Source organism: Hymenobacter canadensis, from assembly GCF_027359925.1.
Classification (GTDB): domain Bacteria; phylum Bacteroidota; class Bacteroidia; order Cytophagales; family Hymenobacteraceae; genus Hymenobacter; species Hymenobacter canadensis.
Window position 1 is genome coordinate 2,668,812 of the sequence record NZ_CP114767.1, and the last position, 22,108, is coordinate 2,690,919.

Below are 22,108 nucleotides of genomic sequence, written 5' to 3' on the forward strand. Positions count from 1 at the left end.
GGCGAAAATCCATAGTCACAAATATGCCGAAACTGTCCTTTACAGCGAATGGCCTTGCCTGTAGTTTTGTAATGTGCTAAGGGTTCTAGAAAGTTCTCTCAGCATTTCTACTGGCGCTTCTCTACTGGCTATCCATGGCCTCACTTCTTCTCAAACGCCGGCAAGGACACGCATTGCGCTACTTGCTTCTGGAAATGGCTACCTGCCAGCGCGCAGCAGCCCCGTTCACCGGCTTCCAGACGATTGACGGAGAAATGGTGTCTTATGTCAGAGGAGAGCAGGCCATCCGGTCGGGCACTGCGGTGCTGATAGGCGGGCTGCTGGTAGGAACGGTATTGCCTCAATTCGATAGCTAGTAACCAATCGAATAGCATTATATTATTATTCAGGCTGGCGGTGCTTCTAAAGCATTCCATCCCGTGAACAATGTTGCAATAGGTGTGTAAAAACCCCGCCGGTTCTGCCCGCGGGGTTTTTGCGTTTTACGCCGCCCAGTAACGCCGCCTTCACTTACTTTTTATAGCTGCTGCCGTTTCAGCTGGCCTCGGCTTGGCGGGCCACTTCTGCAATGCCTTGCTCAAAAGTGTGGGGCTGATAGCCTAGCGCACGGCGCGCCTTATCTATGATGAAGCCCGTGCGCAGAGGCCGCTCGGCCGTCTGTGAAAACGTGCTGGCGTCCACTCGCTCAATCAAGGAGGCATCCAGCTGGAAATAGTCGGCTACCCGAAGCGCCATCTGGTAGGGCGTCAGCATCTCGTCGCTGCTGATGTGGTAGATGCCGGTAGCGTGGTGCTGGGCCGCCAGCCAGCAGCCCTGGGCCAAGTCTTCGGCCAGAGTAGGCGTCCGGAACTGGTCATTTACCACCTTAATGGGCTTTTTCGCTCGTAGCGAGTCGCGCACCCAAAGCACGATATTGGTGCGGCCATAGTCGTGCGCCACGCCGTACACGAGCACCGTGCGCACAATGGCCCACGGCGTGCGGCAGGCCTGCACCACCCGCTCGGCGGCTACCTTGCTGGCGCCGTAGAAATTGACCGGCGCCGGCACCGCGTCCTCGGCCAGCGGTCCGCCTTCGCCACTGAAAATGAAGTCGGTGCTGAGGTGGACGAGGTGAATCTGGTGCGCCTCGCAGGCGGCCACTAAGTACTCGACGGCAGTTACGTTTTGCTGCCAGCAGGCCTGCTGGTTCAGCTCGCACTCGTCCACGTTGGTCATGGCGGCCGTGTGGATGAGGTGCGTGGGCTGCTCCTGCGCCAGCACGGCCGCCACCTGCGCGGCATCGGTCACGTCCAGCGGCACGAAGCGCACCTGCGGGTACAGACCGGCCAGCTTGTTGGGGCCGCGCGAGGTAGCAATGAGTGTCAGACCAGGTTGGGCACTCAACAGCGCCACCAGCTTTTGCCCCAGCAAACCGTTGGAACCCGTAACGAGAATACGCATAGCACTGGCAGTAGCAGGTGACACGGAAGGCGGTACCGGATGTTAGTAAGTGTAGCCGTAGAGCTCCGTAATTTTCTTTTTCTTCAGCTTCTCCACCTTCATCGTCATTTTAATGTCAGTAGTGGGCCGGTCGCGGCCGTCTTTGGGCTGGGCGGCAATCTTGTCGATGACGTCGAGGCCGCTTACGACCTGGCCGTAGACGGTGTACTGGCCGTTGAGGTGGGGTGTGCCGCGGTGATTCTGCACCAGATAAAACTGCGAGGCACTGCTGGCCCGCTCGGGGTTCACGAAGTCGGCCTGGCGGGCAGCGGCCAGTGCGCCGAATTTGTGGGTGAATTCGGGCCGGATTTCGGCCGGAATGGTGGCCTCGCTGGGCTGGCCCTGGCCGTCGTTGCCGGGGTCCGCGTCTTTGCTGCCGGGGTCGCCGCCCTGCACCATGAAGTCGGAGATGATGCGGTGGAAGGTGGTGCCGTTGTAGAAGCCGCTTTCGGCCAGCTTCAGGAAGTTGGCTTTATGCTTGGGAGTGGCATCGAACAGCACGAGCTTGATGTCGCCGAGCGAGGTGCTGATGGTCACGAGCTGATCTTTCTTGCTGCTCTTAGGGAATTTGGCCGCATACAGGGCCGGAGCTAGCACTAGAAGGAATACTCCAAGCAAAGCAGAAAAACGGGAAACGAAACGCATAACGGGAAGACTACAGAATTTAAAGGGCGAAAGTAAGCGGTTTGCGGCAGAGCGTCCCGGCTCGGCGATACCGAACACGCAGCGAAACTGTTGAATATATTTTTCTGCCGATATCCGACCTAACGTCTTTATTGGCGTATGATGCGCCAGTTTCCCCCTCACTTTTCCCTTATGACCACTGCCTTTACCCCTACCACTACTGCCCCCAGCCTCGCCCCGCCGCCGCCCCACTGGTTTCCGAAGCTGCTGCTGGCCGTGTACCTGATTGAGTTTGTGGCGCTGGGCATCAACCCGGCTGAGCGCGGCACCTGGTGGGCCGAAAACGTGCCGATTTTCCTGATTGTGCTGGCCCTGACGGTGCTGTACGTGCGCGGCACACGCTTCTCCAACCTAGCCTATGCCCTGATGAGCGTATTGCTGTTCATGCACACCATTGGCGGCCATTATACCTTCGAGAAAGTGCCGTTCGACTGGTTCAACAACCTGTTTGGCTTCAAGCGCAATATGTACGACCGGGTGGCGCACTTTTCGGTGGGCTTCTACGCCTACGCCATCATCGAGCTGACGGACCGCTACGGCACCATCCGCAGCCGCGTCATCAGCTACCTGTTTCCGTTGTGCGTCATCGGCACGGTGGCCATGGCCTACGAGCTGATTGAATGGGTGTATGCCGAAGTAGCCGGCGGCGACGCCGGGGCCGCCTTCCTGGGCAGCCAGGGCGACATCTGGGATGCCCAGAAAGACATGCTGGCCGATACCAGCGGCGCCGTTTTCGCGCTGATTCTGTACGCGCTGTTTGGCCGGGGCCGCCGCCAGGACGTCTGATCCACCTTCAAACTGCCCAACAAAAAGCCTCGCTTCCGTGCAGAAGCGAGGCTTTTTGTTGGGCATAAAACCGCAGAAGCGACGCTTAAGCGTCTCTTTCCCGGCGAATTTCGTCGAGAATCTGCTGGCCGCCACGCGCCAGTACACTCTCGGCAATGCGGATTCCCAGCGCTTCGGCCTGGCTGGCGTCGGCAGTCTGGGCTTCTTCCAGCAGCTTGGCCCCATCGAGGCTAATGAGGCCGCCGTGCAGGTGCACCGTTGCGCCATCGGGGCTGAGCGTGGCCAACGCGAAGCTGGGGATGCTGCAGCCGCCTTCCATGGTGCGCAGAAAGGCTCGCTCCGCTGCCAGGCACACGTGGGTGGCCGGATGGTCAAGGATGCGGTGCAGCTCGGTTTTGAGGGCCGGCTCCAAGGCGCGGGCGCACTCAATGGCCACGCTGCCCTGCCCGGTGGCGGGCACAAACTGGGTTTCGGGCAGCACGTGCCGGATCAGGTGGTCGTACTCCATGCGGTGCACGCCGGCGTAGGCCAGCACCAGCGCGTCGTACTGGCCTTCCTCGAGCTTGCGCAGGCGGGTCTGAAGGTTGCCGCGGGCTTCGGCGGTGCTGGCGTTGGGCAGAAACCGGCGCAGCATGGCCTTGCGGCGGGTGCTGCTGGTGCCCAGCACGAGGCCCGGCTTGCGCAGATCCAGGTCGGCCTGAAAGCTCACCACTACGTCGTTCACCTGCTCGCGCTCCATGAACGCCAGCAGCTCCAGATCATCGGGGATGCTGCTTTGCACGTCTTTGGCGCTGTGCACGGCAATATCAATGTGGCCGGTGCGCAAACCCACTTCCAGCTCTTCGGTGAACACGCCTTTGGCCCCGATTTTATCAAGGGAGCGGTCCAGCACTACGTCGCCTTTGGTGGTGATGATGACAATTTCGGAAGCCAGGCCAGCCTGCTCCAGGCAAGCCGCTACGTGGTGGGCCTGCCACAGCGCCAGCTTGCTACCCCGGGTGCCGATGCGAATGGGCTTTTTCAAGTAAGAATTCTGAATTAGAAAGTAAACGTGTAAGCTTGCGATGCGCAGCGGCTTTGTGGCCGGTTCTGCGCCGACGCTGACGCCGGCCCTCAGCAGTTCTGGCAAAGGTACGGTGCGGCTGGTTTTGGCGGCCGGCTATAGCAGTTTTAGCGCCAGCTATACCTATTTAGCAAACTGTATTTTCCGCCTTTATTCTCTCTAGACGGCCATTTTCAGCAGTGCCGCCATCCGCAGCGAGACATCCACGAACACCATTCGCGGGTTGGCGTTGCGCTCAATGTGGTAGTGCGCGTCGTTCAGCTCGCGGGTGATGGGGTCGGCGTTTTGAGGCGTGACGAAGCGGCTGAAGCCCTGCACAAACGGCTGCTCCTGTGTGGACAAGTGCGGCACTAGCTGCGGATCGAGACCGAAGAGCAGCACCTTGCGCAGCAGCGTGAGGGCGTACTGCAGAAACTCCTTCTGGTTTTCGCGGCCCAGTTTCTGAAACTCGTCGCTCTTTTCCAGCATCTCGCTCACCTTGTTGCTGAAGCAAGTGCGCATCCAGCCCGCGAACAGGGCAAAGTAGTCGTGGTCGGTGGCGGCGGCGTGGTGGGCGGCCAGGGCGGCGCCGGGGTTGCCCTCCGCGAGTTGGGCCAGCTGCCGGGCCTTCACTTCGGGCACCTGATGCTCGTCGCGCAGCCAGTTGGTTAGGTCCTGCTCGGAGAGTGGGCGCACCACCACGGGCTGCACCCGGCTGATGATGGTGGGCAGCAGCTGCTCGGGCGCGTGGCTCACCAGCAGAAACACCGTGGCGGCGGGTGGCTCTTCCAGCAGCTTGAGCACAGCGTTGGCGGCGGCCGGGTGCATTAGCTCGGGCTGCCAGATAACCACCAGCTTGTACTGCGCCTCAAAGGCCTTGAGGCTCACCAGCCGCAGCAACTGCAGGCTTTCTTCCTTGGAAATGCTGCCCTGCTTGTTCTCGGCCCCGATGTGCTGCATCCAGTCGTTGAGGCCCTGGTAGGGGCTGTCGAGCACGAAGGTGCGCCAGTCGGCCATGAACTTGCTGCTGGTGGCATCCTTGGCCACGGCCTTGGTGGTCGTGACGGGCACGATGAAGTTCAGGTCGGGATGGATGAGCTTGTCGATTTTCTGGCAGCTCGGGCAGCGGCCGCAGGAATCATCGGCGTCGGGTGTGCGGCTCTCGCAGTTCAGAAAAGCCGCGAAAGCCAGCGCCAACGGCAGCGCCGCCGAGCCCTCAGCCCCGCGAAACAGCTGGGCGTGTGCCACGTGGTTGCGCTGCACGCTTTGCACAAGCAGCTGCTTTACCTGTTGCTGGCCGGGAATATCGGAGAAACGCATGTTGTATTAGTGAGCAATTGGCAATGGACTGTAAGCAGCTTGTTGGCTTGCCGACTATTGGTCCTTGCTCGTTGCTGATTGCTCATTATTCGCAGCTTTCTCCCACACCCGGTCTTTCGCAGTCTGCTCATACACGTGGCGCATGATATCCTGCTCTATCTGGTTGTAGGGCAGGTTGCGGCGGGCCATTACGCGCTCCGCAACCTCAGCCACTTTGGGCAGCCGGAAGGTTTCGAAGCCGGCGGCGCCGCCCCAGCTAAAGCTCGGGATGAACGTGCGCGGGAAGCCGGCCCCGAAGATGTTGGCACCTACGCCCACCACCGTGCCGGTGTTGAACATGGTGTTGATGCCGCACTTGCTGTGGTCGCCCATCATCAGGCCGCAGAAGGTCTGGCCGGTGTTCACGAAGCGGCCCGCCGAGTGGCTCCAGATCTTGACGGGGGCGTAGTTGTTTTTGAGGTTGCTGGTGTTGGTGTCGGCGCCCAGGTTGCACCACTCGCCTATCACCGAGTTGCCGAGGTAGCCATCGTGGCCTTTGTTGCTGTAGCCGAGCAGGATGCTGTTGCCGACTTCGCCGCCCACCTTGCTGAACGGGCCCACGGTGTTGTCGCCGCGCATTTTGGCGCCGGCGTTGATGTGGCTGCCCTCGCAGAGCGCCAGCGGCCCGCTGATGATGGCTCCTTCGTGCACCTGCGAATTTTTGCCGAGGTAAATCGGGCCGTTTTCGGCGTTGAGAATGGCGGCGCGAATCTTCACGCCGGGCTCAATGAAGATGTTTTCCGGCGCGTACACAATGGTATGCGCGTCGCCCACCGGCGCCGACTCGCGGCCCTTGGTCAGCAGGTCGAAGTCGCGGCGGATTTCGGCGCCGTTGCGCAGAAACAGGTGCCACACTTCCCGGATGATGGTAATGGGCTCGGCTACGTCGCGGGTTTTAAGGAAGCCTTCCTGAATCAGCTCGGCCACCTGCGTGGCATCGGTGAGATGGGCCGCCACCAGTGTTTCATCGCAGAACAGCGCCTCGCCGGCAGCCAGAGCCTGCACCTGCTTCACCAGCACGTCGTCGGGGCAGACGGCGCCGTTGATGACCAGCGCCGGGCCCGACGTGGCGCCGGCCGGATACTTGGCCTGCAGGTACGGCGCGGTGAGGTAGCCGACGGGCTGCCCGCCCAGCCGGTGCTGCCACTTCTCAGCCAGCGTCAGGATGCCGCAGCGCAGGGCCGCCACCGGGCGCGTGAACGTGAAGGGCAGCAGGTGGGGCCGGATGGCCGGGTCGTCGAAGAGCAGAACGTGCATGGAATTGGTGCTTAGTGCTTCGTGCCTGGTGCTTAGCAGAGTGGTGAGCAGGCTTCCAGAAGAAATCAGGCAATGGGCTGCAAAGGTGGGCAGAAAAGCAAAAACTCCTGCCAGGCGAGCCGGCAGGAGTTTTTAGAATATCAGTTGTACGAAGCACCAGGCACTAAGCACCAGGCACTCAGAAAACTACTTCTTCTTGTAGCGGGTCATGAACTTCTCTACGCGGCCAGCCGTGTCGAGCAGAACGTTTTTGCCGGTGTAGAAGGGATGCGACTCCGAGCTAACTTCCACTTTCACGACGGGATACGTCTTACCGTCTTCCATCGTGATGGTCTCGTTGGAGTTCATCGTCGAGCGGGTAACGAATTTGAAACCGCTGGAGCTGTCCTGGAATACCACTTCGCGGTACTCGGGGTGGATGTCTTTTTTCATGTCGGAATACCGTTTGTGCCTGGTTGCCTGCCGATTTTGCGGAAGGGACTGCAAAAGTACACGTTACGCGCAACTTTCAAAAGCTTCTACGGCTCTTTTCTCTAAAACCGGTTTCAGACGGCCTGAGCTACCGGATTTTGTTTATTTTTGAAGCGTTGCCACTACTATTGCCTATTCAGCCTACCTATACTCTCTCCCTCATGCTCCCTCACAAAGCTACGCGGCCGCTGGTGCTGCTTTTGCTCCTGTGCACTACCCTGGCCCTGGGAGCCACCATTACGCTTTTTCAGGCCGCTTTCGAAAACGACAATGTGCGCGTGACCTGGGAAACGGCCAGTGAAAGCGGCGTGCAGGGTTACGACCTCTACCGCAAAACCAACTCCGACCCTGGCTTCAACCGCCTCACCACCCTCGCCCCCACCGGCCAGGGCCGCTACCAATACCTCGATACCGACGTGTACCGCGGCACGCAGGGCGGGCCGTTCATCTACCGCCTGACCGTACGCACTGCCACCGGCGACCAGCACTACACAAGCACCCTCGGCCAGACGCCCAGCGCCGTGCAGCGCTCCTGGGGCAGCATCAAGTCGATGTTTCGCTAGAGAGTGGACGTAAAAGAACGTCATTCCGAGCGTAGGCGGAGCCGGAGCCGAGGAATCTCGCGTGCTGATGTTGTGGTGCCATTACTTTACCACACTAGCGAGATTCCTCGGCTCCGGCTCCGCCCACGCTCGGAATGACGTTCTTCTGTGCTGTTTGTTCACTTCATCACCAAACTTAAGATGCGCCTTTGCTTTGCTTCCAATAACGCTCATAAGCTCGACGAAATCCGGCCGCTACTGCCGGCCGGTACGGAGCTGCTGAGCCTCGCCGACATCGGCTGCCACGAGGAGCTGCCCGAAACGCAGGATACCCTGGCCGGCAACGCCCGCCAGAAAGCCGAATACGTGTGGGAACACTACGGCGTGGCCTGCTTCGCCGACGATACGGGCCTGGAGGTAGCGGCGCTGGGCGGCGCGCCCGGCGTGTACTCGGCGCGCTATGCCGGCCCCCAGCGCCTGGCCACCGACAACGTGCAGAAGCTGCTCACGGAGTTGCGCGGCCACGCCGACCGCTCGGCGCAGTTCCGCACGGTGGTGGCACTGGTGCTGCCCGGCGGCGTGGTGCACGAGTTTGAGGGCGCCGTGGGCGGCCACATCACCGAGGAGCTCAGCGGTGCCGGCGGCTTCGGCTACGACCCGGTATTTCAGCCCGGCGAAGGCGACGGCCGCACGTTTGCCGAAATGACCACCACCGAGAAAAACCAGATCAGCCACCGGGCCCGGGCCGTGGCCGGCCTGGTGGCATTTTTGGGCGTTATGGAGTAATGAGGGAATGAAGTGATGGGATGAACGGTGAAACCCGGATTACCGGCCCTCTCCTCACCATTTACTTCATCACCTTATCATCCTAAGCCCCTAACTTCTTACCTTTGCAAGGTTGGCCCTACCTGTACGGGCCGTTTCCCCACACCATGCAACATCCTTTCATCGTCGGTATCACGGGCGGCAGTGCCTCCGGCAAGACCACCTTCCTGCGCCGGCTGCTGGCTTCGTTTCCCGAAGAAGAAATTTGCCTGATTTCGCAGGACAACTACTACCACCCGCGCGAAAACCAGTCGGTGGATGCGCAGGGTGTCACCAACTTCGACCTGCCCTCCAGCATCGACTCGGCGGCCTACGCGGCCGATGTGCTGCGCATCAGCCAGGGCCTGGAAGTGCGCCGGCCGGAGTACACGTTCAATAACCCGGGTGTGGTGCCGCAGGAGCTGGTGTTCCGGCCTGCCCCTATCGTGGTAGTGGAAGGCATCTTCGTGTTTTACTTCGAGGAAGTGGCCAAGCTGCTGGATTTGAAAGTTTACATCGATGCCCGCGAGCATGTGAAGCTGCAGCGCCGCATCGTGCGCGACCGGGACGAGCGCGGCTACGACCTGGAGGACGTGCTCTACCGCTACACCAACCACGTAGCGCCTACTTACGAGAAATACATCAAGCCTTTCAAGCAGGATGCCGACATCGTCATCCCCAACAACCGGCACTTCGACCGGGGCCTGGACGTGCTGGTGTCGTTCCTGAAAAGCAAAGTAGCCTAACCATTACTCCGGCGAAAGACAGGAATCCGGGGACCATTGTTGAAGGACTTTGCCTAGCTTCCGCTGGCCGGGACAACCCTAAGTAAAAGAGAGCCCCGCCGGCCGGCAGGGCTCTCTTTTTGGCTTCTGGCCCCGGCAACCGGCCCGAATACCCGGCGGCCGTTGCCTCGCCCGGCCGGTTTGGCTATATTTGTAGCTCTTAGGTTTTTCATGCTGCCCTTTTTCTCCCACTTTTTGCCCCGCGTGCGTTTCGCGCTGCTCACAGCCACCGTGCTGTTTGTGCTGTCGTTGAACCACCAGGCCGTGGCCACCTTCCGGGTGCCGGCCGGCAAAACCACGCGCATCGGGCAGCCGCTGCGCGTGTCGGTGGTGAAGCAGAAAGTGACTTTGGAAGCCACCGGCCCTTTGGTGCTGCACACGGCGCCCGAGCTGGCCGCGTGGCTGCCCTGGCCCGCTCCGCAGAGCTGGCTGCCGGCCATGCGCCGGGCCTTGGCCGTGCCGCGCCCTTTGGCGGGCATCCGGCCGGCGGCCGTGTTCCGCACGCGCCTCTTGGTGGCGGCCCTTTCGCCGCAGGCTCCTTAGAGGAGCTGCTGACAGGTTGCGGTGCTGGTGCGCTGATTTGTCCGGAGCTGATGCGGGCAAAATATAGCGCCAGACGTAAGCAACGTGCTTTTTGGCAGTAGCCAGGCACAACGGCAACCTGTATCGACAGCACACTCCGGGCACATCAGCACATCCCGAATTAGCACATCAATTAATCAAACATGCGTAATAAAGGACTCATCATTGCGCTGACCATCATTGTGTCGGCGCTGTGTATCTACTTTCTGACCTTCACGTTTATTTCGCGGCGGGTGCAGAACGACGCCGTGGTGTATGCCACCAAAGGCGGCCAGGTAAACCAGAAGCTGCGCCAGCGCTACCTCGACTCGGTGTGGCGCGCGCCCGTGACCAGCCTGCTCGGCGTAGACTACACCTACCGCGACGTGCGCTCGTCGGAGCTGGGCCTCGGCCTTGACCTGAAAGGCGGCATGCACGTGACACTGGAAGTATCGCCGGTGGAGATTGTGCGCGCCATGAGCGGCAACTCCAAGGACCCGAAGTTCAACCAGGCCATGACGCAGGCGCAGGAAGCCCAGAAGGCCAATCCTTCGACGCCTTTCACTACGCTCTTCGCCCAGGCCTACCAAACGGCCGCGCCCGGCCAGAACCTGGCCCGCATCTTCGCCAACACCACCAACAAGAGCCGCGGCATCGACATCAACTCGACCAACGAGAAGGTTATCGGCGCCATCAACAAGGAAGTGGAAGAAGCCATCGACCGCTCGTTCAACATCCTGCGGACCCGCATCGACAAATTCGGCACCAGCCAGCCCAGCATTCAGCGCGTGAAAGGCACGGGCCGCATTCAGGTGGAGCTGCCCGGCGTAGACAACCCGGACCGCGTGCGCAAGCTGCTGCAAGGCCAGGCCAAGCTGGAGTTCTGGGAAGTATGGCGTCAGGATGAGTTCGGCCCTTACCTGCAGCAGCTCGACCAGGCCCTGATTGCCAAAGAGAAAGCCGCTACCACTGCCAAGCCGGCCACGTTGGCCGCCGCCACTGATACCGCTGCCGTAGCCGCTGGTGACTCTACCTCGCTGGCCAGCCAGCTGGCCAAGAAAAACGCCGCTCCGACTGCTAAGACTGACACCGCCGCCGCTGCCCAGCAGGGCTCGGTACTGGCCCGCCTGTTCACGATGCCGGTTCCCGGCCAGCTGGGCGTAAACGTGCAGGACACGGCCCGCATGAACACCATCCTGCGTTCCGACGAAGCCCGCGCTATTCTGCCCCCCAACCTGACGTTCCTGTGGAGCGTAAAGCCAGACGCCATCAATGGCCAGGAATACCTGAAGCTGAACGCCATCCGCAAGCAGCCCGGCACCGAGGCTCCGCTGGGTGGTGAGGTGGTGGCTGATGCCCGCCAGGACTACGACCAGGGTGGCCGCCCCGAAGTGAGCATGGCCATGAACCCCTCGGGCGCCAAGAAATGGCAGAAACTGACCGGCGCCAACATCGGCCGCCAGGTAGGTATCGTGCTCGACGACTACGTGTACTCTGACCCGGTGGTGCAATCGGAAATTGCCGGTGGCAACACCAGCATTTCGGGCAACTTCTCCATCGAGGAAGCCCAGGACCTTTCCAACGTACTGAAAGCCGGTAAGCTGCCCGCCCCGACGCGCATCGTGGAAGAAGCCGTAGTTGGTCCGTCGCTGGGCCAGGAGGCCATCAACCAGGGCCTGTACTCGTCGCTGGCCGGTCTGATCATCATCATGGCCTTCATGGCTCTGTACTATGGCCGCGCCGGTATGGTGGCTGATGCCGCCCTGCTGTTCAACGGCTTCCTGATTCTGGGCGTACTGGCCCAGTTTTCCTTCGCCCTCACGCTGCCCGGCATTGCCGGTCTGATCCTGGTATTTGCCTCGTCGGTGGATGCCAACGTACTGATCTTCGAACGGATCCGGGAAGAACTGGACCACGGCCTGGGCCTGCACGACGCCATCAACAAAGGCTACTCGCGCGCTTTCTCGGCTATTTTTGACTCCAACGTTACCACGCTCATCATCGCCCTGATCCTGTTCATCTTCGGTACGGGTCCGGTGCAGAACTTCGCCGTAACGCTACTCATCGGTATTTTCACCTCGTTCCTGTCGGCCGTATTCATCTCGCGTCTCATCATCGAGTGGCTGGTGAAGGGCAAGGAGAAGAGCAGCATGACGTTCTCGACCTTCCTGTCGCGCAAGCTGTTCAAGGATGTCAACTTCGACATCGTGGGCAAGCGCAAGATTGCCTACGCCTTCTCGACCATCGTTATCGTGGCCGGCTTCGTGCTGATGGCCATTCAGGGCGGCCCGAACCTGGGCGTTGACTTCCGCGGCGGCCGCGCTTACGTGGTTGACTTCAATAAGGACATGGACGCTTCCAAGGTGCACGACGCCCTGGTGGAGCGGGCTTTCCAGGGTGCTGGTACGGAGGTGAAAACCTTCGGCGCCCCGAACCGTCTGCGCATCACCACCGGCTACCTGGCCGATGACGAATCGGTGGTTGCCGACAAAAAAGTGGAGTCGGCCATGGTTTCGGAGCTCACCAAGGACTTCGCCGCCGATGCCCCGGTTATCAAGTCCACGTCGAAAGTAGGCGCTACCATCGCCGACGACATCAAGCGCACTTCGGTGCTGAGCCTGGGCCTGACGCTGCTCGGCATCTTCATCTACGTGCTGTTCCGCTTCGAGAAGTGGCAGTATTCGATGGCCGCTGTAATTGCGCTCTTCCACGATGCGCTGCTGGTAATTGCCTGCTACCCGATTGCCCGTCTGTTCGGCCTGAACTACGAAATGGACCAGATTTTCGTGGCTGCCGTGCTTACCGTAATTGGTTTCTCGATGAACGATACCGTAGTTATCTACGACCGGATCCGCGAGTATCTGCGCGAAAACCCGAAGCTGACGTTTGCGCAGGTAGCCAATCCGGCCCTGAACTCCACGTTCTCGCGCACCATGATTACGTTCACCACGGTGTTCCTGGTGGTGGCCGTGCTTTACGTGTTCGGGGGTGAAACGCTGCGCTCGTTCTCGTTTGCCATGCTCGTGGGCATGATCTTCGGCACGTACTCGTCGCTGTTCATCGCCACGCCGATCATCCTCGACACCTACGGCCGCAAAGAGGCCCGCGAGCGGGGCACCGACATGTCGACGCACATCAACGACGGCACCGACGCCCCGAAACTCTCGACGGCGCAGGTATAAATCATCGGTTGCGCTGAGCTTATCTGCTTGGTTGACTGCTTTACTGAAAACGCCCGGCCAAATGGTCGGGCGTTTTTTGTTGGCGCGTTGGAGCCTTCATTGCGGCAGTTCATTTCGCCACACTTCCTGCTGATACACAAAAAAGCCCCGAACCAGCTGGTTCGAGGCTTTTGATGTTGAGATAGTCCGGCGCTTAGTGCTGGGCGATGATGCCTTCGGCTACTACCTCTTTCACTTCGGGTACCATGCGCTTGAGCAGGTTTTCGATGCCCGATTTCAGCGTGACGGTGGCCGAAGGGCAGCCCGAGCACGAACCCTGTAGGTTCACGGTCACAATGCCTTCGTGGTAGCTTTTGAAGGTGATGTTGCCACCATCCTGCTCCACGGCGGGGCGCACGTAGTTATCGAGCAGGTCGATGATTTTCTGGCTGGTCTGCTGGTCGGCTTCCGACGAATCGGCTGAGCCGCTGGCGGCAGCCTGCTGGGCGGCTTTCTGCTCGGCGGCGGGGTCGACGGTGAAGATCGGGCCGCTGGCTTCCACGTACGACTTCAGGAAGGTGCGCAACTCGGGAATGAGCTGGGCCCACTGGTGGTCGGTGGTTTTGGTGACGGTGACGAAGTTCTGGGCGATGAACACGCGGCCCACATAATCGAAGTTGAAAAGCTCCTGAGCCAGAGGCGAGTTGGCCGCGGCTTCGAGGTTGGGATAGTCCACGCTTACGCCATCAGCTAGCAGCTGGGCATTGAGCACAAACTTCATGGATTCGGGGTTGGGCGAGGCTTCGGCGTAGATAGAAACCGGGCCGGCGGGGGCAGTGAGTTGTTCAGCCATGTTTGAAAGACTTGGAGACAAGCGGGAGAAAGTCGGCCGTATTCGTTCGGCCTGACACGTAAAACCGCACGGGGCGGCAATAGTTGCAAAGGTAGCCAGGAAATGGAGGATCGAGGCAATCGGGCGCCGTCAGGCTGCTTCGGGCAGGGCGGGCGCGCTGCGCAGCAGCAGGAAGCCCACGGTGCCCGATATAAAGGAGGCGCTCAGAATGGCCACCTTGGCCACCGGCTCACCCTCGGAATGCTCGCCCAGCGCCAGCAGCGTAATAAACAGCGACATGGTGAAGCCGATGCCGCCCAGCACGCCGGCGCCCCACAAATGCCGCCACGTGACGCCGGCCGGCAGCGAGGCCCAGCCCAGCCGCACGCTCAGCCACGACAGCGCCCCGATGCCCAGCGGCTTGCCCACCACCAACCCCAGCAGAATACCCAGCCCCAGCGGCGAAAACAGCTGCCCAAACACACCGGCATCAATGACGAGGCTGGTATTGGCGAAGGCAAACAGCGGAATGATACCAAACGCCACCACCGAGTGCAGGCGCTGCTCCAGCTTCTGGGCCGGCGAGCTGATGGCGTCGGACAGGTACTCCAGCTCCTCGCTGATGATGCGCGGATTGGCTTCGGCCCCGTGCACCTCGTGCTGCAGCATGCCCAGCCGGTCGTTGAGCATCAGCAGAATCTCGGGGCGGGCCCGCCCGATGCGCGCCGGGATGGCCAGCGCCAGCAGCACGCCCGCCAGCGTGGCATGAATGCCCGACTGGTGCATAAAAAACCAGAGCAGCACGCCCAGCGGCAGGTAAATAGCCAGGCTGCGCGCGCCCAGGAAATTCAGGTTCAGCAGCAGCGCCCACGTGCCCAGCGCCAGCAGCAGGTAGGTCAGGTCGAGGTTGGTGGTGTAGAAGCCGGCAATAACCAGCACCGCGCCCAAATCATCGACGATGGCCAGGGCCGTGAGGAACACCTTGAGACCCAGCGGCACGCGCGGCCCCAGCAGCTGCAGCACCGCCAGCGCAAAGGCAATGTCGGTGGCCATGGGAATGCCCCAGCCGTTTTGGGTGGGCAGGCCGCGGTTCACCAGAAAATAAAGCAATGCCGGCAGCAGCATCCCGCCCAGCGCGCCCGCAATCGGCAGGGCCGCGTGCCGCCACTCCGACAGCTCGCCTTCCATCACCTCCCGTTTGATTTCCAGCCCCACAATCAGGAAAAACACGCTCATCAGCCCGTCGTTGATCCAGTGCACAAGGCTCATATCGAGCACCACGCCGTTGAGCGAGAGGTTCAGGTGCTTTTCCCAGATCTGCGGAAAGTAGGCGGCCGGCCCCCAGCTGGTATTGGCCAGCAGCAACGCCAGCGCGGCGCTGGCCATCAGCATGATGCCGCCGGCCGCTTCGCGCCGAAAAAACTCTGTAAAAGGCCGCACCAGCGGACGCACAAGTTGAGGAACAGCCATAGGCAATGAGTGGAAAGAGCAAGGCAAACGCGCCTGGCTAATACGTTGAAAACGGAGCAAAGAGCTAGTGCCGGGCCCACGCCGTAGCGCCGGACGGCACTATAGCAAGGGTTGATGCCCTCCGATATGCTGGTGAAAAAGCAGGTTTTAATTCAAGGCATGGGTTGTTAACTTGCCTGCCTGAATTATAGATGATTCCATCTAGCCGGCTGGCATTATGCCGCCCGTTCTGGCAGCTTTCCAACATATTTTCACATATCCCTTTATGAGTGATTTAGGTGTAATAGGCCTCATTATAGCATTGGTTACAGCCATAGTATCGTATCAGGGACTGAAGGACACCCGCTATTTTCATCAATACTCTTTTGAAGTAGGTGCTATTCGCTCCCAGCGGCAGTACTACCGGCTGCTCACAAGCGGATTCCTGCACACCAGCTGGCTTCATCTCATCCTGAATCTGTTTACGATCTGGTGCTTTGGCGGAATTCTGGAGCAGGTGTTGGGTATGCGCAGCTTTCTTGCGCTGTACTTGCTCAGCATGTTGGGGGGCAACCTGTTTTCCTTGTGGCTGCACAGGCATGAGCCCCAGTACACTGCCGTAGGCGCATCCGGCGGGATGAGCGGGCTGATATTTGCCGGTATTGCCTTGTTTCCGGGGATTGAGGTGGGCATGGTGGGCCTGTACCTGCCGGGCTGGCTGTACGGGTTGCTTTACGTGCTCATAGCGGCCTACGGCGTGACGACCCGCACAAGCAACATCGGCCACGATGCGCACCTTGTTGGCGCGCTCACCGGCCTGCTGGCGGCCATTGGCATGGTGCCCGGGGCGCTGCTGACCAACTATTGGGTGATTCTGGCCTTGGCCGTTCCGGCCCTGGCGTTTCTGGTGCTGCTGATCTGCCGCCCCGCTGCCTATCTGCAAGGCAACTTACTGGCCCGCCCGACCCGCCTGCAAACAGTTGACGACCGTTTTCATGGCCGACGCAAACAGCAGCAAGTAGCCTTGGATGAGCTGCTGGAAAAAGTACACAGTGAAGGGCTGGCCTCTCTTTCCAAACAGGAGCTGCAACAGCTGAAAGAGCTTTCCAGCTGGTAGACACAGCTGATATCGTCCCTTTGCCTTCCCTCCAGCCTACACCCGGTTGGCGCGGGCGCGCAGCAGCATGTCGGCCAGCACGAGGCTGGACATGGCATCCACGATGGGCACGGCGCGCGGCAGCACGCAGGGGTCGTGGCGGCCCCTGCCGGCCAGGCTGATGGCCTCGCCCTGGTCGTTGATGGTGGCCTGGGGCTGCAGAATGGTGGCCACGGGCTTGAAGGCAACGCGGAAATAGATATCCTGCCCGTTGGAAATGCCGCCCTGAATCCCGCCCGAGTGGTTGGTACGGGTGCGCACCTGGCCGGCGTCATCGGTGTAGAAGGCGTCATTGTGCTCAGAGCCGAACAGCAGCGTGCCCGCAAAGCCGGAACCGTACTCGAATCCTTTTACGGCGTTGATGCCCAGCATGGCCCGGCCCAGCTCGGAATGCAGCTTGTCGAACACCGGTTCGCCGAGGCCGGCGGGCACGCCCGTCAGCACGCCCGTCACGAGGCCGCCTACCGTATCGTGCCGGTCGCGGGTCTGGCGGATCAGCTCGGCCATGCGCTCGGCGGTTTCGGGGTGCGGGCAGCGCACCGGGTTGGAGTCGATGAGGCTTAAGTCCAGCTGCTCGTAGCCCACCGGCACGGCCACCGCCCCCACCTGCGACACGTAGCTCTGCACCCGAATCCCCTGTTGATTCAGAAACTGCTGCGCCACGGCCCCAGCGGCCACGCGGGCGGCCGTTTCGCGGGCCGAGCTGCGGCCGCCGCCCCGGTAGTCGCGCCGGCCGTACTTCTGGTCGTAGGTGTAGTCGGCGTGCGAAGGGCGGTAGGCGTGCTCGATGTGGGAGTAGTCGTGGCTGGCCTGGTCTTGGTTGCGGATGTAGAGGCTGATGGGCGTGCCCGTGGTCTGGCCCTGGAAAATACCCGACTGCACTTCCACCCGGTCGGCTTCCTGGCGGGGCGTGGTCAGGTCGCTCTGGCCGGGCCGGCGCCGGTCCAGCGCCGCCTGAATGTCTTCGGGCGCCACCGCCAGCCCCGCCGGGCAGCCATCAATCACCACCCCAATGCCCGGCCCGTGCGATTCTCCAAACGTGGTAATGCGAAACAGTGAGCCGAAAGAATTCATATGTTTTGGGGTGATGGGGTGACTGGTGATGAGGTGACAAAGGTAACCGTCATTTGGAGCTTGCGCAGGCCGCAGTAGCTGCACGGCAAGCAATAATTCCGCAATCAACGCCAACGCACGCCACCCGGCCTCGCCCCGTTTTCACCTCATCAACTATCACCTTTTAGCCTGCCACCAGCCCCAGCCGGCCACCACCAGCAAGCCGGCCAGAATGTAAGTGGCGTAGCGGCGCACGTCGCGGTAGGCATCCAGGGGCTGCAGGCGGTTGCCGGCATCGAGGAGCACCGCTTGGTAGTACGGGTCGTCGGTGCGGGCGCGGAAGGGTAGCTCCGTCCGCACTACGCCGCGCACGTCAGGGCGCAGCTCCGGGTGCAGCGTGTCGTAGCGGGCCGTTTCAGGGTCGAAATACACCAGCTGCAGCAGGCTATCCAGGGGCAGCACGCCTGGCTGGCGCGCCACCAGCCGGTATTTGAACACCTTGCGCCCGCCTACCCGGCCGGCCTGGCGGGTCAGTTCCTGCTGCACGTCGGGCCCGTACACCTCCAGGCCCGGCCGCGGCTGCAGCACCGGCGCGTTCAGCGCTGCCAGGTTGCCCTCGCCTTCCACCCCGAACGTGTAGGTGAAGGCCTGCCCGGTCCGGAACGCCGTGCGGTCAATGGCCTCGCGCAGCTGGTAGCTGCCCACGGCCACCTGGTCGCGCAGCGGGTGCGGCGGCAGGGGCTTCACGGCAATGGTGCGGGCGGCCGTGCGGTAGGTCTTGTAGCCTTCCATGCGGTTGTCGAGGCCCTCGGCGGGCTTTTTGGCCAGGCGGTACTTCACCATCTGCAGCGCTACGGCCTCAAACACCAGTGGCTCGGTGTTGAGCGGGTAATATTCGGCCTCGTAGAGCCGGTAGCGCAGAAATGGCTTGCCACCCATCGTCACCGGCTCCGGCACAATCTCCTGCTCGTTGAACGACTCCTCCCAGGCCGTGCGCTGGCGCAGCTGGCGCAGGATGCCCGGTAGCTGCCCCGGGAAATTGTAGAAATCCAGCAGGCCCTGGTCGGAGGGCGTGAGGTAGAAATACAGTCCTATGTGCACGCCTTCGCCCACGTACACACTGGTTTTGTCGGGTACCAGCGCCAGAAAGGCATTGTCCTTGGGCTCGACATACTCCTGCGGCTTGGGCTTACCAAACAGCAGATCCATCAGACCAATACCCTGCGGGGCACTACCGGCCGGCGGCGTGGCCGCGGCCGCCGGAGCCGGGGCCACCGTAAGCTTCGCCCCCGCTGAGCGCGCCACCTGCCTGTTCACGGTCATTGAAAACGGCTTGATGGTGTATTCGCCCTCGGCGTAGGCAGCGTAGCGCTGCGTGATGGTCAGCTCGGTGGTGGTGCGGCCCTCAACAATGCGCGTGGTGGTGGTGCTGGACTTCCCGCTTTTTTTAAAGCCTTCGAGGTCGGGGAAGGCCGAGTACCGCTCCAGCGGGGCCCCGCTCAGCCGGAAGCTCACGGTGAAGTATTCCGTCACCGGAAAAGTCGAGTGCCCCAGCTCCAGCTCTACCCGAGCTGCGGGCGCAGTAGCTAGCGGACGTACAGGCTGTTGGGCCCAGACTCGCGGGCCGGCAGCACTGCACAGAAATAGGAGCATCCAGCCCAGAAACCGAATCATATGGTCAGCGTCAGCTTCAAAATTACGCCAAAAAGCCAATCCAGTGCTAAGAGGCTGATTCTGGCGGCTTTCACAGTTAGTTACGGGGCTGTTCCTGTATTTTATGTATACCGACGGCTACCCATTAGGTACAAAATTTAGGCTTCCGACAATCCCTACTTGAGAAGCCGCCGTAAGTGCATTTCAAATACCCAACCTCCTTTATTTCCACTTTTCTAAAAAGCGGCTTTGTAGGCTGGCAGGTATTGTATTGCCGAAACCTTCCCCTTACCTAATTTTCTACCCCATGTCCAACAACCTCAAAAAAGGTGGCGACGAGGCTGATTTCACCAAGCCGCTGCTCGTTCCCATCAAGCGCCGTTCGTTCTTCATGTATGCTGGCGCCACCGCCGGTGCTACTGCTCTGCTGCTCTCGGGCTGCGACGACGATGACGACAATGGCAGCAACATGCCCGGCATGGTGAATGTAGGCTCGGGCAGCGTAGGCGTACTGAACTATGCTTATGCACTGGAGCAACTGGAAGCCGCTTTCTACACCCAGGTGCGCACCGGCACTTACTATACCGGCCTGGCAGCTGGCAGCGCCGAAAAGCAGATTCTGGACGACTTGTACTACCATGAAGTAATTCACCGCGAATTCTTCAAGGCAGCCCTGACGCGTGATGCCGGCACTGCCATCATCAAGCCGCTGGAGCCTGACTTCTCGACCATCAACTTTGGCACCCGCGCCAGCGTACTCGGCGCCGCTAAGGCATTCGAAGATCTGGGCGTATCGGCCTACAATGGCGCCGCCCGTTTCCTGGGCACCGACAACGCCGGCCTGAACTACCTGGTAGCTGCCGGCAAAATTGTATCGGTGGAAGCCCGTCACGCCGCCATCATCCGCGACTTGCTGTCGGAAGGCTCGTTCCTCGACGCCGACGTTGTGAATGTCGGCACCAACGGCCTGGAGATTTCCAAGACGCCGTCTGAGGTAGCGGCTGTCGCCAACACTTTCCTGAAGGATGGGTCTAAACTCAACGTTACCGGCCTCGTGTAGTCCGGTCGCCTTCCTTACTTCCACCTAAAATTCGCCTTCAGTTATGAATTTCTTCCATATCCTTTCCGAAATCGAAAAAACAGACCCAGAGGTCTTCGAACGTTTCGATTCGCGCCGCCAAGTGTTCAAGCACATGACCGGCTTCGGCAAAAAGATGACGGCTGCCGCCTTGCCACTGGCAATGGGTGCCATCTTCAACAAAGCGTACGGCCAGACGACCAGCGCGCCCGGTGTTAACGATGTTCTCAACTTCGCTCTGAAGCTGGAATATCTGGAAGCCTACTTCTACAACATCGGCCTGTCGGGCGACGGCACCATCGGCAACAACACGACTACCGCTGCCCAGACCGCTCTGCGGGCTCAGTTTAGCGCTACCAACCTGTCGTCGCTGCTCAAGATTCGTACCGATGAAAACAACCACGTAAACTTCCTGCGTACGGCACTTGGCGCTGATGCCATTGCTGCTCCAGCTGTTTCGCAGTTCGACTTCACGGGTGGTAAAGGCACCAACGCGGGTCCGTTTGCTGGCCTGTTCAGCAACGCCGCGCTGTTCCTGGCAGTAGCCCAGTCCTTGGAAGACACCGGCGTACGTGCCTACAAAGGCGGTGCTCCTTATTTGGCCTCCAACAAAGACGTGCTGACGGCAGCCCTCAACATTCACTCCGTTGAAGCCCGTCACGCTTCCCGTCTGCGCACCATGCGCCGCGGTGGCCCGATGAACGACAACGCTTCGGCTACGGCTGGTGCCGGCACCGGCGCTTCGCCTAAGAGCTGGATTTCCGGCCAGGATGGCGGCGGCGCTTCGCCGGCCCAGACGGCCCCAATCTACGCCGCTGGTTCGGCCCCGGCCTACACGCCGGCTGGCATTACGTTCCCGGCTGAAGACAACGTAACGCAAGGCGCTACCGGTGCTGCTGCTGGCGTAAACCTGCAGACGGCGCTGGCTTCGTTGAGCTTCCCAGCCGCAGCCTTCTCCGAGGCGTTCGACGAGCCGCTGGACGTTCCGACGGTTTCGACCATCGCCCGCACGTTCACCATCACGGGCAGCACCATTTTCTAGTAGCTGCATCGTTTTGATTCCTAAAACAAGGATGGCCTTACCGGCCATCCTTGTTTTGTTTGTGGGGCTATGCAACTCTGTTTGCCAGCCGAGTATCTTGATGCTAGAGCATCCCATCTTAACAGGCTATCTTTGTTGAGTTGGAACCGGGCTGTTTTCTGCTCTGGTACCGCCCAACCTTTCCTTATGCACACTCCTTCTTCTCCGGCGCGGATGCTTGCCCGCCGCTCCTTCTTTCGCGTAGCCGGGGCCGGTGCGGCAGTTTCGGCGCTTGTTCTGGCTGGCTGCGGCAAAGACGACCCCGAGCCGCCAGTGCCCGGCACGCCTACCCTGTCGCTGGGCAATTTCGTGGCCACCGCCACCTCCGACCCTAACATTACGGTGCTCAACTACGCCTATCTGCTCGAGCAGATTGAGGCCGCCTTCTACGACAAGGTAGTAACCACGCCCCCCGCCGACCTGCTGCCGGGCGAGCTGGCCTACCTCACCGACATGCGCGACCATGAGCTGATCCATCGGGAGTACCTGAAGTACGCCCTGGGCACCTCGGCCTACGACAATACGCTGGCCACACCGCTGGTTTTCGACTTTTCCACGTTCACGCTTACCACCCGCACCGGCGTCTGGACGGCGGCGCGGCAGCTGGAGGAAATTGGGGTGGCCGCCTACAACGGCGCTGCCAAATACCTCACCTCAGCCGACCATCTGAACGCGCTGGGCAAGATTGTATCGGTGGAAGCCCGGCACGCAGCGCTGGCCCGGGAAGTGCTGCAGCCCGGCTCCTTCGCCGACAACGTAGGCACCACCGGCCTCGACGACGCCAAAACTCCGGCCCAAGTAGTTGCCCTGATCCAGCCGTTCGTTCCAATAGCTATTTCCACGGCAAACCTGCCGACCACCTAAGGCGCCGCTTG

The 22,108-nt window shown here is 60.9% G+C and carries 21 protein-coding genes; 11 read left to right on the plus strand and 10 right to left on the minus strand.

All coding sequences use genetic code 11. The features are described from left to right. Positions 1 to 134 precede the first annotated feature (134 nt). The gene (locus O3303_RS11390; RefSeq protein WP_269558540.1) at positions 135 to 356 is read left to right on the plus strand and encodes a hypothetical protein; all 222 of its coding nucleotides are present in this window, start codon (positions 135 to 137) and stop codon (positions 354 to 356) included. 178 nt (positions 357 to 534) lie between these two features. Here O3303_RS11390 and O3303_RS11395 read toward each other — a convergent pair whose 3' ends face one another. Beyond that, complete coding sequence (locus O3303_RS11395) at positions 535 to 1,440, minus strand: SDR family oxidoreductase (RefSeq protein ID WP_269558541.1); 906 nt, start codon at positions 1,438 to 1,440, stop codon at positions 535 to 537. A gap of 42 nt (positions 1,441 to 1,482) precedes the next feature. Continuing rightward, complete coding sequence (locus tag O3303_RS11400) at positions 1,483 to 2,097, minus strand: peptidylprolyl isomerase (protein WP_350356582.1); 615 nt, start codon at positions 2,095 to 2,097, stop codon at positions 1,483 to 1,485. Between the two features lie 198 nt (positions 2,098 to 2,295). On the opposite strand from O3303_RS11400, the gene O3303_RS11405 reads away from it, so the two are divergent. Further along, complete coding sequence (locus tag O3303_RS11405) at positions 2,296 to 2,949, plus strand: DUF2238 domain-containing protein (protein WP_269558543.1); 654 nt, start codon at positions 2,296 to 2,298, stop codon at positions 2,947 to 2,949. An 85-nt stretch (positions 2,950 to 3,034) separates the two neighbouring features. Here the strand turns inward: O3303_RS11405 and hemC are convergent, their stop codons facing one another. From hemC to O3303_RS11425, 4 genes are all read right to left on the minus strand, one after another. Next, positions 3,035 to 3,973 carry a hydroxymethylbilane synthase gene (hemC, locus tag O3303_RS11410; RefSeq protein WP_269558544.1) on the minus strand — a complete coding sequence of 313 codons (939 nt, stop codon included), beginning with the start codon at positions 3,971 to 3,973 and terminating at the stop codon, positions 3,035 to 3,037. Between the two features lie 198 nt (positions 3,974 to 4,171). Next, the gene (locus O3303_RS11415) at positions 4,172 to 5,311 is read right to left on the minus strand and encodes a DNA polymerase III subunit (protein WP_269558545.1); all 1,140 of its coding nucleotides are present in this window, start codon (positions 5,309 to 5,311) and stop codon (positions 4,172 to 4,174) included. A 54-nt stretch (positions 5,312 to 5,365) separates the two neighbouring features. Continuing rightward, entirely contained in the window at positions 5,366 to 6,607 is a 1,242-nt protein-coding gene (locus tag O3303_RS11420; RefSeq protein ID WP_269558546.1) for a GlmU family protein, read from the minus strand. A 186-nt stretch (positions 6,608 to 6,793) separates the two neighbouring features. Continuing rightward, positions 6,794 to 7,039 (minus strand): type B 50S ribosomal protein L31, encoded by a 246-nt coding sequence (locus O3303_RS11425; protein WP_044016244.1) that lies wholly within the window; start codon positions 7,037 to 7,039, stop codon positions 6,794 to 6,796. 200 nt (positions 7,040 to 7,239) lie between these two features. On the opposite strand from O3303_RS11425, the gene O3303_RS11430 reads away from it, so the two are divergent. The 5 genes from O3303_RS11430 (at position 7,240) to secDF (ending at position 12,952) form a co-directional block, all read left to right on the plus strand. Further along, on the plus strand, positions 7,240 to 7,641 hold the full coding sequence (locus tag O3303_RS11430) for a hypothetical protein (protein ID WP_269558547.1): 402 nt from the start codon (positions 7,240 to 7,242) through the stop codon (positions 7,639 to 7,641). A 180-nt stretch (positions 7,642 to 7,821) separates the two neighbouring features. Beyond that, positions 7,822 to 8,406, plus strand: coding sequence for an RdgB/HAM1 family non-canonical purine NTP pyrophosphatase (gene rdgB, locus O3303_RS11435; protein WP_269561903.1), 585 nt, complete (start codon positions 7,822 to 7,824; stop codon positions 8,404 to 8,406). Between the two features lie 146 nt (positions 8,407 to 8,552). Next, a complete protein-coding gene (locus O3303_RS11440) occupies positions 8,553 to 9,170 on the plus strand; it encodes a uridine kinase family protein (protein WP_269558548.1) in 618 nt (205 codons plus the stop codon). Between the two features lie 210 nt (positions 9,171 to 9,380). Next, on the plus strand, positions 9,381 to 9,752 hold the full coding sequence (locus O3303_RS11445; RefSeq protein WP_269558549.1) for a hypothetical protein: 372 nt from the start codon (positions 9,381 to 9,383) through the stop codon (positions 9,750 to 9,752). A 182-nt stretch (positions 9,753 to 9,934) separates the two neighbouring features. Then, a complete protein-coding gene (gene secDF, locus O3303_RS11450; RefSeq protein WP_269558550.1) occupies positions 9,935 to 12,952 on the plus strand; it encodes a protein translocase subunit SecDF in 3,018 nt (1,005 codons plus the stop codon). A gap of 193 nt (positions 12,953 to 13,145) precedes the next feature. Here the strand turns inward: secDF and O3303_RS11455 are convergent, their stop codons facing one another. Together O3303_RS11455 and nhaA are read right to left on the minus strand one after the other, a co-directional pair. After that, complete coding sequence (locus O3303_RS11455) at positions 13,146 to 13,784, minus strand: NifU family protein (RefSeq protein WP_269558551.1); 639 nt, start codon at positions 13,782 to 13,784, stop codon at positions 13,146 to 13,148. Positions 13,785 to 13,913: 129 nt separating this feature from the next. After that, positions 13,914 to 15,233 carry a Na+/H+ antiporter NhaA gene (nhaA, locus tag O3303_RS11460; protein WP_269558552.1) on the minus strand — a complete coding sequence of 440 codons (1,320 nt, stop codon included), beginning with the start codon at positions 15,231 to 15,233 and terminating at the stop codon, positions 13,914 to 13,916. Positions 15,234 to 15,498: 265 nt separating this feature from the next. Here nhaA and O3303_RS11465 point away from each other — a divergent pair, with 265 nt between their 5' ends. After that, positions 15,499 to 16,329 (plus strand): rhomboid family protein, encoded by an 831-nt coding sequence (locus tag O3303_RS11465; protein ID WP_269558553.1) that lies wholly within the window; start codon positions 15,499 to 15,501, stop codon positions 16,327 to 16,329. A 36-nt stretch (positions 16,330 to 16,365) separates the two neighbouring features. Here the strand turns inward: O3303_RS11465 and aroC are convergent, their stop codons facing one another. Both aroC and O3303_RS11475 read right to left on the minus strand, forming a co-directional pair. Further along, a complete protein-coding gene (gene aroC / locus O3303_RS11470; RefSeq protein WP_269558554.1) occupies positions 16,366 to 17,442 on the minus strand; it encodes a chorismate synthase in 1,077 nt (358 codons plus the stop codon). A 156-nt stretch (positions 17,443 to 17,598) separates the two neighbouring features. After that, the gene (locus O3303_RS11475; RefSeq protein ID WP_269558555.1) at positions 17,599 to 19,095 is read right to left on the minus strand and encodes a BatD family protein; all 1,497 of its coding nucleotides are present in this window, start codon (positions 19,093 to 19,095) and stop codon (positions 17,599 to 17,601) included. Between the two features lie 286 nt (positions 19,096 to 19,381). Here O3303_RS11475 and O3303_RS11480 point away from each other — a divergent pair, with 286 nt between their 5' ends. The 3 genes from O3303_RS11480 (at position 19,382) to O3303_RS11490 (ending at position 22,097) form a co-directional block, all read left to right on the plus strand. Next, on the plus strand, positions 19,382 to 20,134 hold the full coding sequence (locus O3303_RS11480) for a ferritin-like domain-containing protein (protein ID WP_269558556.1): 753 nt from the start codon (positions 19,382 to 19,384) through the stop codon (positions 20,132 to 20,134). Positions 20,135 to 20,177: 43 nt separating this feature from the next. After that, a complete protein-coding gene (locus O3303_RS11485) occupies positions 20,178 to 21,194 on the plus strand; it encodes a ferritin-like domain-containing protein (RefSeq protein WP_269558557.1) in 1,017 nt (338 codons plus the stop codon). Between the two features lie 186 nt (positions 21,195 to 21,380). Further along, the gene (locus O3303_RS11490; RefSeq protein WP_269558558.1) at positions 21,381 to 22,097 is read left to right on the plus strand and encodes a ferritin-like domain-containing protein; all 717 of its coding nucleotides are present in this window, start codon (positions 21,381 to 21,383) and stop codon (positions 22,095 to 22,097) included. Positions 22,098 to 22,108 lie beyond the last annotated feature (11 nt).

What these genes read in the sequence shown, in the direction of transcription:
- O3303_RS11425 (WP_044016244.1), bottom strand. Translation starts at nt 7,039, where the DNA reads ATGAAAAAAGACATCCACCCCGAGTACCGCGAAGTGGTATTCCAGGAC.
- O3303_RS11395 (WP_269558541.1), bottom strand. Translation starts at nt 1,440, where the DNA reads ATGCGTATTCTCGTTACGGGTTCCAACGGTTTGCTGGGGCAAAAGCTG.
- O3303_RS11490 (WP_269558558.1), top strand. Translation starts at nt 21,381, where the DNA reads ATGCACACTCCTTCTTCTCCGGCGCGGATGCTTGCCCGCCGCTCCTTC.
- nhaA (WP_269558552.1), bottom strand. Translation starts at nt 15,233, where the DNA reads ATGGCTGTTCCTCAACTTGTGCGTCCGCTGGTGCGGCCTTTTACAGAG.
- O3303_RS11415 (WP_269558545.1), bottom strand. Translation starts at nt 5,311, where the DNA reads ATGCGTTTCTCCGATATTCCCGGCCAGCAACAGGTAAAGCAGCTGCTT.
- O3303_RS11455 (WP_269558551.1), bottom strand. Translation starts at nt 13,784, where the DNA reads ATGGCTGAACAACTCACTGCCCCCGCCGGCCCGGTTTCTATCTACGCC.
- O3303_RS11430 (WP_269558547.1), top strand. Translation starts at nt 7,240, where the DNA reads ATGCTCCCTCACAAAGCTACGCGGCCGCTGGTGCTGCTTTTGCTCCTG.
- O3303_RS11440 (WP_269558548.1), top strand. Translation starts at nt 8,553, where the DNA reads ATGCAACATCCTTTCATCGTCGGTATCACGGGCGGCAGTGCCTCCGGC.
- O3303_RS11420 (WP_269558546.1), bottom strand. Translation starts at nt 6,607, where the DNA reads ATGCACGTTCTGCTCTTCGACGACCCGGCCATCCGGCCCCACCTGCTG.
- O3303_RS11475 (WP_269558555.1), bottom strand. Translation starts at nt 19,095, where the DNA reads ATGATTCGGTTTCTGGGCTGGATGCTCCTATTTCTGTGCAGTGCTGCC.
- aroC (WP_269558554.1), bottom strand. Translation starts at nt 17,442, where the DNA reads ATGAATTCTTTCGGCTCACTGTTTCGCATTACCACGTTTGGAGAATCG.
- rdgB (WP_269561903.1), top strand. Translation starts at nt 7,822, where the DNA reads ATGCGCCTTTGCTTTGCTTCCAATAACGCTCATAAGCTCGACGAAATC.
- O3303_RS11445 (WP_269558549.1), top strand. Translation starts at nt 9,381, where the DNA reads ATGCTGCCCTTTTTCTCCCACTTTTTGCCCCGCGTGCGTTTCGCGCTG.
- secDF (WP_269558550.1), top strand. Translation starts at nt 9,935, where the DNA reads ATGCGTAATAAAGGACTCATCATTGCGCTGACCATCATTGTGTCGGCG.
- O3303_RS11405 (WP_269558543.1), top strand. Translation starts at nt 2,296, where the DNA reads ATGACCACTGCCTTTACCCCTACCACTACTGCCCCCAGCCTCGCCCCG.
- O3303_RS11390 (WP_269558540.1), top strand. Translation starts at nt 135, where the DNA reads ATGGCCTCACTTCTTCTCAAACGCCGGCAAGGACACGCATTGCGCTAC.
- O3303_RS11465 (WP_269558553.1), top strand. Translation starts at nt 15,499, where the DNA reads ATGAGTGATTTAGGTGTAATAGGCCTCATTATAGCATTGGTTACAGCC.
- O3303_RS11485 (WP_269558557.1), top strand. Translation starts at nt 20,178, where the DNA reads ATGAATTTCTTCCATATCCTTTCCGAAATCGAAAAAACAGACCCAGAG.
- O3303_RS11480 (WP_269558556.1), top strand. Translation starts at nt 19,382, where the DNA reads ATGTCCAACAACCTCAAAAAAGGTGGCGACGAGGCTGATTTCACCAAG.